This is a genomic window from Belnapia sp. AC561 (assembly GCF_979252845.1).
Genome location: NZ_CEEDBP010000020.1, coordinates 29,741 through 42,836 on the forward strand (window position 1 = coordinate 29,741; position 13,096 = coordinate 42,836).

Annotated in this window: 11 protein-coding genes; 9 read left to right on the plus strand and 2 right to left on the minus strand. The window is 70.3% G+C overall.

Annotated elements, in window-relative coordinates; genetic code table 11:
• Position 1: 1 nt before the first annotated feature.
• The 6 genes from atpA to AC0IW9_RS16990 all read left to right on the plus strand — a co-directional run bounded on the left by atpA (position 2) and on the right by AC0IW9_RS16990 (position 6,564).
• Complete coding sequence (gene atpA / locus AC0IW9_RS16965; RefSeq protein ID WP_471649460.1) at positions 2 to 1,537, plus strand: F0F1 ATP synthase subunit alpha; 1,536 nt, start codon at positions 2 to 4, stop codon at positions 1,535 to 1,537.
• 28 nt (positions 1,538 to 1,565) lie between these two features.
• Complete coding sequence (locus AC0IW9_RS16970) at positions 1,566 to 2,456, plus strand: F0F1 ATP synthase subunit gamma (RefSeq protein ID WP_471649461.1); 891 nt, start codon at positions 1,566 to 1,568, stop codon at positions 2,454 to 2,456.
• Between the two features lie 12 nt (positions 2,457 to 2,468).
• Positions 2,469 to 3,899 (plus strand): F0F1 ATP synthase subunit beta, encoded by a 1,431-nt coding sequence (gene atpD, locus AC0IW9_RS16975; RefSeq protein WP_471649462.1) that lies wholly within the window; start codon positions 2,469 to 2,471, stop codon positions 3,897 to 3,899.
• Positions 3,900 to 3,971: 72 nt separating this feature from the next.
• Positions 3,972 to 4,385 carry an ATP synthase F1 subunit epsilon gene (gene atpC, locus AC0IW9_RS16980; RefSeq protein ID WP_471649463.1) on the plus strand — a complete coding sequence of 138 codons (414 nt, stop codon included), beginning with the start codon at positions 3,972 to 3,974 and terminating at the stop codon, positions 4,383 to 4,385.
• A 191-nt stretch (positions 4,386 to 4,576) separates the two neighbouring features.
• Entirely contained in the window at positions 4,577 to 5,431 is an 855-nt protein-coding gene (locus tag AC0IW9_RS16985) for a ferritin-like domain-containing protein (protein ID WP_471649464.1), read from the plus strand.
• On the plus strand, positions 5,428 to 6,564 hold the full coding sequence (locus AC0IW9_RS16990) for an endo-1,4-beta-xylanase (protein WP_471649465.1): 1,137 nt from the start codon (positions 5,428 to 5,430) through the stop codon (positions 6,562 to 6,564). The genes AC0IW9_RS16985 and AC0IW9_RS16990 overlap by 4 nt, the downstream gene beginning before the upstream one ends.
• A 31-nt stretch (positions 6,565 to 6,595) precedes the next feature.
• Here AC0IW9_RS16990 and AC0IW9_RS16995 read toward each other — a convergent pair whose 3' ends face one another.
• Positions 6,596 to 8,041 carry an MDR family MFS transporter gene (locus AC0IW9_RS16995; RefSeq protein ID WP_471649466.1) on the minus strand — a complete coding sequence of 482 codons (1,446 nt, stop codon included), beginning with the start codon at positions 8,039 to 8,041 and terminating at the stop codon, positions 6,596 to 6,598.
• An 89-nt stretch (positions 8,042 to 8,130) separates the two neighbouring features.
• The gene (locus AC0IW9_RS17000; RefSeq protein ID WP_471649467.1) at positions 8,131 to 9,213 is read right to left on the minus strand and encodes a TRAP transporter substrate-binding protein; all 1,083 of its coding nucleotides are present in this window, start codon (positions 9,211 to 9,213) and stop codon (positions 8,131 to 8,133) included.
• A gap of 162 nt (positions 9,214 to 9,375) precedes the next feature.
• Here AC0IW9_RS17000 and AC0IW9_RS17005 point away from each other — a divergent pair, with 162 nt between their 5' ends.
• From AC0IW9_RS17005 to AC0IW9_RS17015, 3 genes are all read left to right on the plus strand, one after another.
• The gene (locus tag AC0IW9_RS17005; protein ID WP_471649468.1) at positions 9,376 to 10,275 is read left to right on the plus strand and encodes an NAD-dependent epimerase/dehydratase family protein; all 900 of its coding nucleotides are present in this window, start codon (positions 9,376 to 9,378) and stop codon (positions 10,273 to 10,275) included.
• Between the two features lie 3 nt (positions 10,276 to 10,278).
• Positions 10,279 to 11,127, plus strand: a complete 849-nt coding sequence (locus AC0IW9_RS17010) for an aldose epimerase family protein (RefSeq protein ID WP_471649469.1) — start codon at positions 10,279 to 10,281, stop codon at positions 11,125 to 11,127.
• Between the two features lie 98 nt (positions 11,128 to 11,225).
• On the plus strand, positions 11,226 to 13,028 hold the full coding sequence (locus AC0IW9_RS17015) for a DUF3140 domain-containing protein (protein ID WP_471649470.1): 1,803 nt from the start codon (positions 11,226 to 11,228) through the stop codon (positions 13,026 to 13,028).
• The last annotated feature ends 68 nt before the right edge of the window (positions 13,029 to 13,096 follow it).

Below are 13,096 nucleotides of genomic sequence, written 5' to 3' on the forward strand. Positions count from 1 at the left end.
CATGGAAATCCGTCCCGCCGAAATTTCGGAAATCCTCAAGCAGCAGATCGCCGGCTTCGACGCCGAAGCGAATGTTGCGGAGGTGGGTACCGTGCTGACCGTGGGCGACGGCATCGCCCGCGTCTACGGCCTGCAGAACGTCATGGCCGGCGAGCTGGTGCTGTTCCCCAGCGCCGGCATCCGCGGCATGGCGCTGAACCTCGAGACCGACAACGTCGGCATCGTGATCTTCGGCTCCGACCGTGACGTCAAGGAAGGCGACACCGTCGAGCGCACCGGCGACATCGTCGACGTGCCGACCGGCCGCGGCCTGCTCGGCCGCGTGGTCGATGGCCTCGGCAACCCGATCGACGGCAAGGGCCCGCTGGTCGACGTCGAGCGCAAGCGCGTCGAGGTGAAGGCCCCGGGCATCATCCCGCGCAAGTCCGTGCACGAGCCGATGCAGACCGGCATCAAGGCGATCGACGCCCTGATCCCGATCGGCCGCGGCCAGCGCGAGCTGATCATCGGTGACCGGCAGACCGGCAAGACCGCGGTCATCATCGACACCATCATCAACCAGAAGGGCATCAACGCCGGCACGGACGAGAGCAAGAAGCTCTATACGATCTATGTCGCCGTCGGCCAGAAGCGCTCCACCGTGGCGCAGCTGGTGAAGACGCTCGAGGAAAACGGCGCGATGGAGTATTCCATCGTCGTCGCCGCCACCGCCTCCGACCCGGCGCCGATGCAGTTCCTGGCGCCGTACACCGGCTGCACCATGGGCGAGTACTTCCGCGACAACGGCATGCACGCGGTCATCTTCTACGACGATCTGTCGAAGCAGGCCGTCGCCTATCGCCAGATGTCGCTGCTGCTGCGCCGTCCGCCGGGCCGCGAGGCCTATCCGGGCGACGTCTTCTACCTGCATAGCCGCCTGCTCGAGCGTGCGGCGAAGATGAACGAGGAGTTCGGCCTCGGTTCGCTGACCGCGCTGCCGGTCATCGAGACCCAGGCAGGCGACGTCTCGGCCTATATCCCGACCAACGTGATCTCGATCACCGATGGCCAGATCTTCCTCGAGACCGAGCTGTTCTTCAAGGGCATCCGCCCGGCGGTGAACGTCGGCCTCAGCGTCTCCCGCGTCGGCTCCTCCGCCCAGATCAAGGCGATGAAGCAGGTCGCCGGCAAGATCAAGCTGGAGCTGGCCCAGTACCGCGAGATGGCCGCCTTCGCGCAGTTCTCCTCGGACCTCGATGCCTCCACCCAGGCGCTGCTGGGCCGTGGCGCGCGGCTGACCGAGCTGCTGAAGCAGCCGCAGTACAAGCCGGTCCCGGTCGAGGAGCAGGTCATCTCGCTGTTCGCCGGCACCCGCGGCTACCTCGACAAGCTGCCGGTCTCCGCGGTGGGCGAGTTCGAGCGCCGGCTGCTGAGCGAGCTGAAGTCGCGCGAGCCCGCGATCGTCGACGCGATCCGCGCCGACCGCGAGATCAAGAAGCCGACCGAGGACAAGCTGGTGGCCTTCCTCGACGGCTTCGCCAAGTCCTTCTCGGCCTAAGGCCCGCAGCAGACAGGAAGCAGGGCCGATGGCGAGCCTCAAGGACCTACGGGGTCGGATCAACAGCGTGAAATCCACGCGGAAGATCACCCAGGCCATGAAGATGGTGGCGGCGGCCAAGCTGCGCCGCGCCCAGGCCCAGGCGGAAGCCGCGCGCCCCTATGCGCAGCGGATGGAGGCGATCCTCGCCTCCCTCGGCGCGGCGGTCGCCGGTTCGCCGGATGCGCCGCGCATGCTTGTGGGCGGCGGCGGCGACCGGGTGCATCTGCTGGTGATCGTCACCGCGGATCGCGGCCTGGCCGGGCCCTTCAACACCCAGATCGGCCGCCTGGCGCGGAACCGCATCCGGGCGCTGGAGGCCGAGGGCAAGACGGTGAAGCTGCTGACGGTGGGCCGTAAGGGCGCGGCCTATCTTAAGCGGGAATTCGCCAGCCGCTTCGTCGCCGAGGTGACCTATGCCGGCAAGAAGCGGGTCGATTTCGCCGATGCCGAGGCGGTGGGCGTCCAGATCGCGGAGCTGCTCGAGCAGGGCGCCTTCGATGTCTGCAGCCTGATCTACAACCGCTTCCGCAACGTGATCAGCCAGGTGCCGACCGAGCAGCGGCTGATCCCGGTGCCGATCCCGGAAGGCGGCGATGCGACGGCGACCGCCGCCGGTCCGCAGGCGCTCTATGCCTATGAGCCGGCCGAGGAGGAAATCCTGGCCACGCTGCTGCCGCGCAACCTGGCCATCCAGATCTACCGGGCGATCCTGGAAAGCTCGGCGGGTGAGCATGGCGCGCGGATGACCGCGATGGACAATGCGACGCGCAACGCGGGCGAGATGATCAACAAGCTGACGCTGAACTACAACCGGACGCGTCAGGCGAACATCACCCGCGAGCTGATCGAAATTATCTCCGGCGCCGAAGCCGTCTGAGGAGCATAGACGATGAAGAACAATGTCGGGCGCGTGGCGCAGGTTCTCGGCGCCGTGGTGGACGTGCAGTTCCCGGGCGAGCTGCCGGCCATGCTCAACTCCCTCACCACCAAGAACGGCGACAACACGCTGGTTCTCGAAGTGGCGCAGCACCTGGGTGAGCGCACCGTGCGCTGCATCGCCATGGACATGACCGATGGCCTGGTCCGCGGCCAGGAAGTGGTCGATACCGGCGCCGGCATCTCGGTGCCCGTGGGCGAGGGCACCCTCGGCCGCATCATGAACGTCATCGGTGAGCCGATCGACGAGCGTGGCCCGGTGCCGCACGAGAAGACCTACACCATCCACCGCGAGGCCCCGAACTTCGAGGACCAGGCGACCAGCGCCGAGATCCTCGTCACCGGCATCAAGGTGATCGACCTGCTCGCCCCCTACATCAAGGGCGGCAAGATCGGCCTGTTCGGCGGCGCCGGCGTCGGCAAGACGGTGACCATCCAGGAGCTGATCAACAACATCGCCAAGGGCCATGGCGGCGTGTCGGTCTTCGCCGGCGTCGGCGAGCGCACCCGCGAGGGCAACGATCTGTACCATGAGATGGTCGATGCCGGCGTCATCAAGCTGAACGACGACGGCACCACCACCGGCTCCAAGGTGGCGCTGGTCTACGGCCAGATGAACGAGCCGCCGGGTGCCCGCGCCCGCGTTGCCCTCTCGGGCCTGTCGGTCGCGGAGTTCTTCCGCGACGAGCAGGGCCAGGACGTGCTCTTCTTCATCGACAACATCTTCCGCTTCACCCAGGCGGGCGCCGAGGTTTCGGCGCTGCTGGGCCGCATCCCCTCCGCCGTGGGCTATCAGCCGACGCTGGCGACCGACATGGGCGCGCTGCAGGAGCGGATCACCAGCACCAAGAAGGGCTCGATCACCTCGGTGCAGGCGATCTACGTGCCGGCCGATGACTTGACCGATCCGGCGCCGGCGACCTCCTTCGCCCACTTGGACGCGACCACGACGCTGAACCGCTCGATCGCCGAGCTCGGGATCTTCCCAGCCGTCGATCCGCTGGACAGCACCTCGCGCGCCCTCGACCCCCGCGTGGTCGGCGACGAGCACTACCGCGTCGCCCGCGAGGTGCAGCGCATCCTGCAGACCTACAAGTCGCTGCAGGACATCATCGCCATTCTCGGCATGGACGAGCTTTCGGAAGAGGACAAGCTGGTCGTGGCGCGCGCCCGCAAGATCCAGCGCTTCCTCAGCCAGCCCTTCCACGTCGCAGAAGTCTTCACCGGCACCCCCGGCGTCTTCGTGAAGCTCGAGGACACCGTCCGCAGCTTCGCTGCGATCTGCGCCGGCGAGTACGACTATCTGCCCGAGGCCGCCTTCTACATGGTCGGCACCATCGAGGAGGCCGTGAAGAAGGGCGAGTCGATGAAGGCCGCGGCCTGATCCAGGCCCAATCGACGCCGGGCGGTCTTCCCGCCCGGCGTTCCGGCAGCCTTTGCATCTAGGATAGCGATCATGGCCACCTTCCTGCTCGAACTCGTCTCCCCGGAGAAGCTGCTGCTGTCCCGCCAGGTGGAGATGGCCACCATCCCCGCCGCCGAGGGCGAGATGGGCGTGCTGCCCGGCCATTCGCCGATGATCGTCGCCCTGCGCGGCGGCGTGATCCGGGTGCGGGAGAATGGTGCCGAGACGGAGCGGCTTTTCGTCGGCGGCGGCTTCGCCGAGATCTCGCGCGACCGCGTCACCATCCTGGCGGATGAGGCGACGGCCCTGGCCAGCCTGTCGCGGGCAGCCTCCGAGCGCCGCCTTTCGGAAGCCGAGGCGGCGTTGAAGGAATTGCCGGTCACCGAGACCGAGCCGAAGCGCGACGCGGCCATGGCCCGCGTGCTGGCGTTGAAGGAAGCGGTCTCGGTCGCCGAGGCGGCCTGAGCCACCACCGACCGGCTGCCCTGAAGCCACGCTTCGGGAATAATCCACGCCACACCGTGGCGCCTGGGCAACAGGCGCTTGAATCCACCGCGTCCCTGGCGAACATTGCGGGCATTGGCCGCGTTGTCCGGATGATGCCCGGATGGCTGGGCGCCAATGGTTAACGGCCAATTCCGGGCCGCGGAGACGCAATGAAGCACTGGCGTGTCGAGCAGGTGGGTTGGGACCGCTTTGATCCGTCGAAGGTGGATCCCGAGATCATCCCCTTGGTCAAGGCCGCGGCCATGGTCGAGCGGAATGGCGGCGATTATGCCATCTATCTCAAGCGGGTCTTCGCCGGTGACCCCGACTTCAGCCTGGCCGCCGAGCATTGGGCGGAGGAGGAGATCCAGCACGGCGACGCGCTGGGCCAATGGGCGAGCCTGGCCGATCCGGGCTGGGACTATGCCGCGGCCTTCGCCCGCTACCGCGCGGGCTACAAGATCAACCTCGATGCCGATGCCTCCATCCGCGGGTCCCGCACCGGGGAGCTGATCGCGCGCTGCATCGTCGAGACCGGCACCAGCAGCTATTACACCGCACTGGCGGAAGCGACGGCGGAGCCTTGTTTGCAGCAGGTCTGCAAGCTGATCGCGGCCGACGAGTACCGGCACTTCAAGCTTTTCTACGACCACATGAAGCGCTACCTCGCGCGGGAGGAGCTGTCCTTCGCGCGGCGGCTGAAGGTCGCGGCCGGGCGGGTCGGCGAGTCGGAGGACGACGAGCTGGCCTATGCCTTCCACTGCGCCAACGAGGATCCCGGCATCGTCTATAGCCACGACCGCTGCATCGCCGGCTACATGGGGCGGGCGATGGGTTTCTACCGCTATCGCCACCTGGAACGCGGGATGGGGATGATCTTCAAGGCGGTGGGGCTGGAGCCGCGGGGCAAGCTGTCCCATCTGGCGGCCCGGGGTGCCTGGCGGCTGATGTGCTGGCGGCGCGACCGCTACCGCGAGGCTCTCCGCCAGATGGCACCGCCGGCCACCCTCGCGCAGGCCGCTTGAAGCCCGGCCCCGCCCGGCGCGGCCTGCTCGGCGCGGTTGCGACGGGGATGTTGGCAGCCTCGGCCGGCCGGACCCTGGCGCAGCCGGCGGCCGAGGGGCTGGCCGCTGCGGCACGGGCCACCGGCTGCACCTTCGGCACCGCGGTCGATTCGATGCGCCTCGGCGCCGAACCGGCCTATGCCGCGCAGATCGTGGCGGAAGCGCAGTTGCTGGTGCCGGAATGGGAGGCGAAATGGGCCGCCCTGCAGCCGCAGCCGGGTGTCTTCGATTTCGCGCCGCTGGCGGCCGTGGCCGCCTTTGCCCAGACTCATGGCAAGCAGCTTCGCGGACATACGCTGGTCTGGCACCAGGACATGCCGCAATGGCTGCTCGACGGCATCTTCGAGGGGCCGGCGCGGGCGCGGGCGCTGCTGACCGCGCATCTGGATGCGGTGCTGCCGGCGACCCGGCCGGCGATCCGCGACTGGGACGTGGTGAACGAGGCGGTGGCCGACGCGGAGGGCAATCCCTTCACCGCCCGGGCACCGGCGATCGGCGACCTGCGGGACACGCCCTGGCTGCGGGCGCTGGGGCCGGGCTACATCGAGACCGCCTTCCGCCTGGCCCGTGAGAGGGACCGCAGCCTGCGGCTGACCTACAACGACTATGGGCTGGAGGGCGGCACGCCCTGGGCCGAGGAGAAGCGCCAGCGGGTGCTGCGGCTGCTGCGCCGCCTGCTGGAGGCGCAGGTGCCGGTGGATGCGCTGGGGCTCCAGGCGCATCTGCTGATGGACGAGCCCTTCCGCCAGGACCTGTTTGCCGACTTCCTGAAGACGGTGCGCGGGATGGGGCTGGCGGTGCTGATCACCGAGCTGGACATGCGGGAGGGGCAGCAGGTCCCGGCCGAGCTCGCCGCCCGGGATGCGCTGGTGGCGGAGCGGGTGCAGGCCGTGATCGGCACCGCGCTGGAGCAGGGCTGCCGCACCGTGCTGACCTGGGGCCTGTCCGACAAGGATAGCTGGCTGGCGCGGGACCCGGATGTGATGCGGAAGGACGGCCTGACGCATCGGGGCCTGCCGCTGGATGCGGAGGGCAACCGCAAGCCGATGTGGCAGGCGCTGGCCACGGCCTTCGCCACGCGCGGCCGGGGCTAGGCTCAGCCGCGCCCGCGGAGCGGGATCTCCTTCAGGCCCGCCCGCGGAGCGGGATTTCCTTCAGGCAGAGCGCGGCGACGAGGCAGAGCCCGGCGATCCCGGCGGCACCGAGGAAGACGGTGGCGAAGGCCGCCCGCAGGACCTCGGGCGGCGCGCCGCCGGCCATGGCGCCGGGCGGTAGGTGGCTGATCAGCAGGGAGGAGAGCAGCGCCACGCCGAAGGCGCCGCCCATCAGCCGGAAGAACATCATGCAGGAAACGGCGATGCCGCCGTCCCGCGCATCCACCGCATTCTGGATGGTGACGGTCATCGGCGAGAACTGGCAGCCGAAGGACAGGCCCAGCAGCAAGGTCACCCCGGTATCCAGCAGCAGCGAATGGCCGAGGCCGATGAAGGCGATCACCAGGCACATCGTCGTGGCGACCGCGGCGCCCAGCACCGCGAAGGGCCGGTAGCGGCCGGTGCGGGATACCGCCTGGCCGGCCAGGAAGCTGCCGGTGACGCTGCCCAGCGTCATGGCGATCATCCTGAGGCCGGCATCCTTGGCGGAAAGCCCGGCCGACATCTGGTAGTCCAGCGGGACCAGGATGACCAAGGCCATCATCACCATCGAGGACAGCGCGGTGACGATGATGCCGACGGTGAAGACCGGGCTGCGGAAGAGCTGCAAGGGCAGCATGGGCTGGGAGACCGCCCTTTCCTGCGCGATCAGCGCCACCAGGAAGACCAGGCCGAGGCCGAAGCAGCCGAGCGCCTCCGGCGCCATCCAGGAATTGGCCCGCTGGACGAAGGTGATGCCGAGCAGCAGCGGCGTGCAGGACAGCAGGATCAGCAGCGCGCCCAGCCAGTCGATCCTCGGCCGCTTGCCCGGCAGCGGCAGGCGGCGGAGCTGGACATAGGTGGTGGCGAAGGCGGCCGCGCCCAGCGGCAGGTTCACCCAGAAGATCCAGTGCCAGGACAGGTATTCGACGAAGAGCCCGCCGAGCAGCGGCCCGGTGATATTCGCGGTGGCGAAGGTGGCGGAGAGATACCCCTGCACCCTGCCGCGTTCCCGCGGCGGCAGGATATCCCCCACCACCGCCAGCGAGATGGCGCGCAGCCCGCCGCCGCCGAGCCCCTGCACCACCCGGGCCGCGATCAGCGCCAGCATGGTCGGCGCCAGGGCCGAGAGCACCGCGCCCGCGACGAAGATGGTGACCGAGACCAGCAGCACCGGGCGGCGGCCGTAGAGGTCGCTCAGCCGGCCATAGATGGGCGTGGTGACGGTGGAGGAGATGAGATAGGCCGAGACCACCCAGGGCATCAGCTCGAAGCCGCCGAGGTCGCCGGCGATGGAGGAAAGCGCGGTGGCGACGATCGTCTGGTCGAGGCTGGAGAGGAAGAGCGCCAGCATCAGCCCCATGACGATGGTGCGGACCTCCTGGTGGGAGAAGAGGCTGTAGGAGGGCGGGGCGGCGGGGCTCTCGGTATCGGGCATCGCCGCAGGCTAGACCTGGCGGCGTCCCGGGGCGAGTGGCCCCGGGGGTGGTTGGCCCCAGGGCGGGTGGCCCCGGGGCGTGGCCCGCCTCAGCTTTGCGCCGCGGCCGGGAAGGCGAAGGCCTCGTAGGCGCTTTCGGCGACCCGGAACCACTGGAATTGCTCGTTCCGGAAGACCCGGTAGCTGTCCCAGACCTTCTTGAACTGCGGGTTGCGGCTGGCCGTCTCGTCGTACAGCAGGTGCGCTTCCCGCCAGGCGGCCTGCAGCACTTCCCGCGGCCAGGCGCGGAGCTGGGCGCCGCCGGCGATCAGCCGGCGCAGGGCCGGCGGATTCCAGGCGTCGTAGCGGGCGGACTGATCGATATCGATCTCGGCCAGCGCCGTCTCCACCGCATGGCGGTAGTGCGGCGGCAGGCTCTCCCAGGCGCGGAGGTTCACCAGGAAGCCGCCGCGCGAGGATGGCTCCCAGAAGCCGGGCGCGTAGTAGAACCGGGCGATGCGGTTCAGCCCCAGCTTCTCGTCGTCGTAGGGGCCGATGAACTCGGCGGCGTCGATGACCCCGCGTTCCAGTGCCGGGTAGATGTCGCCCGGGGCGATCTGGGTCGGCACCACGCCGATCCGTTCGAAGACATTGCCGGCGAAGCCCGCGACGCGGAATTTCAGCCCCTTCAGATCCTCCAGGCTGCGGATCTCGCGGCGGAACCAGCCGCCCATCTGGGTGCCGGTGTCGCCGAAGGGCAGGAAGTGGGTATTGAAGGGGCGGAAGGTCTCCTGCGCCAGGGCCAGGCCATCGCCGTAGCGCAGCCAGGCAGACATCTGCCGGGCGTTCATCCCGAAGGGGACGCAGGTGAAGAAGGCCAGCGCCGGGTCCTTGCCCACGTAGAACAGCGCCGGGCTGTGGCCGCATTCCACCGTGCCGGCCTGCACGCCATCCAGCACCTGCAGCGCGGGGATGATCTCGCCGGCCGGGAAGGGGGTGATGCGGAAGCGCCCCTCGGTGAGTTGCAGGACGCGCTGGCTCAGCTTCTCGCAGCTGCCGAACAGCACATCGAGGTTGCGCGGAAAGCTGCTGGGCATGCGCCAGCGGATTTCCGGATTCTGGGTCTGCGCCAGCGCGGGCGCGGCAAGGGCGGTCGCGCCCCCGGCGGCGCCGAGAAACACTCTACGGTCCATGGATGAAGCCTCCCTGGTGCCATCGTTGTGGCACCGGGGGAGACAGCCAGAGACCGGGGGCGGATTGCAACGACTATCCGCGGCCCGGCCGTCGAATCACGCCGGGCTTTTCCGCTGCCCTTGCCCGGTGCACTCTCCGCCGCCCTCCAGGAGCCCGACCCGATGCCCGAGATCTCGACCAAGCCGATCCTGCTTACCGGCGCCGCCGGCAATCTTGGCCGGGTCCTGGCCCCGGCGCTCGCGGCCCAGGGCTGGACGCTGCGGCTGACCGATATCTCCCCCTTCCCGGACCCGCTGCCGCCGCGCGCGAGTTTCGTCCAGGCCGATCTCAACGACGGCGTGGCGCTGCTGCGCCAGGCGGAGGGCTGCGGCGCCATCCTGCATTTCGGCGGCATCAGCGTGGAGCAGCCCTTCGAGCGGGTGCTCGGGCCGAACCTGCGCGGCCTCTATCACGTGTACGAGGCGGCGCGGCGGGAGGGCGCGCGGGTGCTCTTCGCCAGCAGCAACCACTCGATCGGCTTCCATGAGCGGCCAGGCATTGCCGGGCCTGACGGCGCCGGGCCTGACGGCCCTTCGCCGGTCGGACCGCAGGGCAACGAGGCGAAGATCGACGTGGACTGCGCCTTCCGCCCGGATGGCTACTACGGCCTGTCCAAGGCCTATGGCGAATTGATGGGGCGGCTGTACTGGGACAAGCATGGCGTCGAGAACGTCAACCTCCGCATCGGCTCCTGCTTCGAGAAGCCGATCAACGCGCGGATGCTCTCCACCTGGCTGTCCTTCGGCGACCTGACGCGGCTGGTGACGGCGGCGGTCGAGGCGCCGCGCGCCGGGCATTGCGTCATCTGGGCCTGTTCGAACAACCCGGCCAGCTTCTGGGGCCGCGACCACCGCGAGCGGATCGGCTGGGCGCCGCAGGACAGTGCCGAGGACTACCGCACCGAGGTCGGCCATATCCTGTCCGGCGACCCGGTGGAGGAGCGCTACCAGGGCGGCGGCTATACCAGCATCGAGTATTCCCGCGGCACGCCCTCGCCGCGCGACCAGTTCGCGCTGGACTGAGCCGTGCTGGAGATTGCCGGCGGCGGCTGGGCCGCGCGGGTGCTGCCGGAGCAGGGCGGCGCGATCGCGGCGCTGAACTGGGAGGGGCGGGAGGTGCTGGTGCCCTTGCCCACCGGCGCCGATCCCACCGCGAGCTTCGCCGGCGCCTTCGTCATGGCGCCCTGGACCAACCGGCTGGATGCCGGGCTGCTGCCGGTCGCCGGCACCACCTATCACCTGCCGGTCAATCGCCCGGTGGATGATACCGCAATTCATGGGCTGCTGCGTGACCGGCCCTGGCGCATCGAGCAGCAGGCCGCCTCGCGCTGCGTGCTGGTGCAGGAACTCGACGACCCGACGCTGCCCTGGCATTGCGTCGCGCGGCTTTCGCTGTCGCTCGATGCGGCGGGTGCGGTGCTGGCGCTGTCCTTGACCAATCTGGCGGCGCTGCCCTTTCCCTGCGGGCTCGGCTGGCACCCCTTCTTCCTGCGGCTGCCCGGCACCGGGCTGCGCTTCCGCGCGACGGCGCTGTTCGCGCGCGATGCACGCTGCCTGCCGGTCGCGGTGCAGCCGAGCGACGGCGTGGTCGGCGACGAGGCCGCCTATGAAGGGCTCGACACGCATTTCGCCGGCTGGGATGGCGAGGCGGAGATCATCCGGCCCGATTGCCGCGTGCAGCTGGCGGCTTCCGGTGCCTGGGCGCGCAACCTGCAGGTCTTCGCGCCGGGCGGCAGCAACGTGCTCTGCCTCGAGCCGGTGAGCCATGTGCCGGATGCGCCGAACCGGCCGGAGTTCGCCGGCTATGGTCCGCTGGCGATGCTGGCATCCGGCGCCACGCTCGAAGGCATCCTGCGAATCACCGCGGGCCTTTGACTCCGCTGCGTTGAATCCCGCGTGCGTGCGGAGGCGCGCGTGGGAACGCTTGCCGTTGCGTGACGTTGCCCGCAGCAACCGCGTCACAGGAACGCAGCATGGCAGGCATCGCGCGCAAGTCCGACCCCGCACTTTGGGACAAGGTGAAAGCCGCAGTCACCGCATCCGCGGAAGGCGGCAAGCCGGGCCAATGGTCCGCGCGCAAGGCGCAGCATGCCACCGCCGAGTACAAGAAGCAGGGCGGCGGCTATCTCGGCCGCAAGCAGGCGGACAACCACCTCGCCGAATGGACGCGGGAGGATTGGGACACGCAGTCGGGCGCGAAGTCGCTCGAGAGCGGCGAGCGCTACCTGCCGCGCGCCGCACGCGAGGCGCTGACCCCGGCGGAGTATCGCCGCAGCAGCGCGCGCAAGCGGCAGGACCTCGCGGCCGGACGCCAGGTTTCGGCCCAGCCGAAGGATGTCGCGCGCAAGGCCGCCGCGGCGCGGCACCACGAGGCAACAGGGAAAGGCAAAGGCATGGGCGAGAACGACCCGAAACACGACAGCAGCCGGACGGACGACATCGCCGCGGAATTCCGCCGGCTGGTGAATATCCCCGCCGCCGCCTTGCGGCCCTGGCTGGATACCTGGGAAAGCCAGGCCGTCGGCTTCACCCGCGAGGGGGAGGACGAGGCGGTCGGCCATCGCTCCGGCCGCCGCATCCTCGAATTGCTCGAGGGCGGGGGCGAGGACACGGAGGCCGATACCGAGTTCCGGCGCGAGGTCGTCGGCTACATCCACCGTCACCTGGCCCAGCGCCCGGATGGCGATGTCACGGACACGCGCTGGCGCCACTCACTCATGAACTGGGGACACGACCCGATGCGCGACACCAGTGAAAGCAGCAACACGATGAACAACGAAGACACCAGCCAGGCCGACGCCCCGATGCCCGATGCCAATTCGGCGCCGGAGGCAGAGACCGCCACGCCGGCACCGCGCAAGCCGCGTGCCCGCCGCGCCAAGGCGCCGGCCGATGGGGCCGGCAATGGGGCGAGCGCCGGGGCGAGCGACGGGGCGGCAAAGGACGGGGCGGCACCGGCGCGGAAGGCGCGCTCGGCCAAGCCGGTCGCTGAGGCGACCCCGGCCCGCAAGCCGGCGCGCAGCACCCGCGCGGCGCAGAGCGAGGGTGGCCGCAAGGGCGGCAGCACCCGCAGCCCGGCCAAGGCGACCGCGGCGCGCAGCAACGGCGCCAAGGGCGGCACCGCCACCGGCACCACGCGGCGCAGCGCGGCGGCGGCGCCGAAGCGGGCCGCCAGCACGACGGCGGCCAAGCGCGCCACCGGCGCGACCACCAAGCGCACCACGGCGACGACCAGCAAGCGCGCCGCCGCACCGGCCAAGCGTGCCACGGCGGCGCCGGCCAAGCGCGCCCCGGCAGCGCCGGCCAAGCGGACTGCCGCACCGGCCAAGCGCGCATCGGCGACGACCAGCAAGCGCGCCGCCGCACCGGCCAAGCGCGCCCCGGCGGCGTCGGCCAAGCGGGCTCCGGCCAAGCGTGCCACGGCGACGACCAGCAAGCGCCCGGCCGCGACGACCGCCAAGCGGGCTGCTCCGGCGAAGCGTGCCGCCGCGGCGACCGCCAAGCGCGCCCCGGCAGCCCCGGCCAAGCGTGCCGCCCCGGCGAAGCGCCCGGCCGCCGCGGCGCCCAAGCGGGCCAGCGGCACCGCCGCGAAGCGCGGCACGACGGCGGCGCCCAAGCGCAGCACCGCCGCGGCGCCGAAGCGGACCGCCGCCAAGGCCGCCGCACCGAAGCGTGCCCCGGCGAAGTCCAAGCCGGCCGCCCGTGGCGCTGCCGGCCGGACCGCGGCCGCGGCCAAGGGTGGCCGCAGCAGCAGCACGCCGCGCAAGCGTAGCTGAGGAGCCAAAAGGGGCGGGGGCCTGCCGGTCCCCGCCCATGACCAACGAAGACGGATCTGGCACTTGGC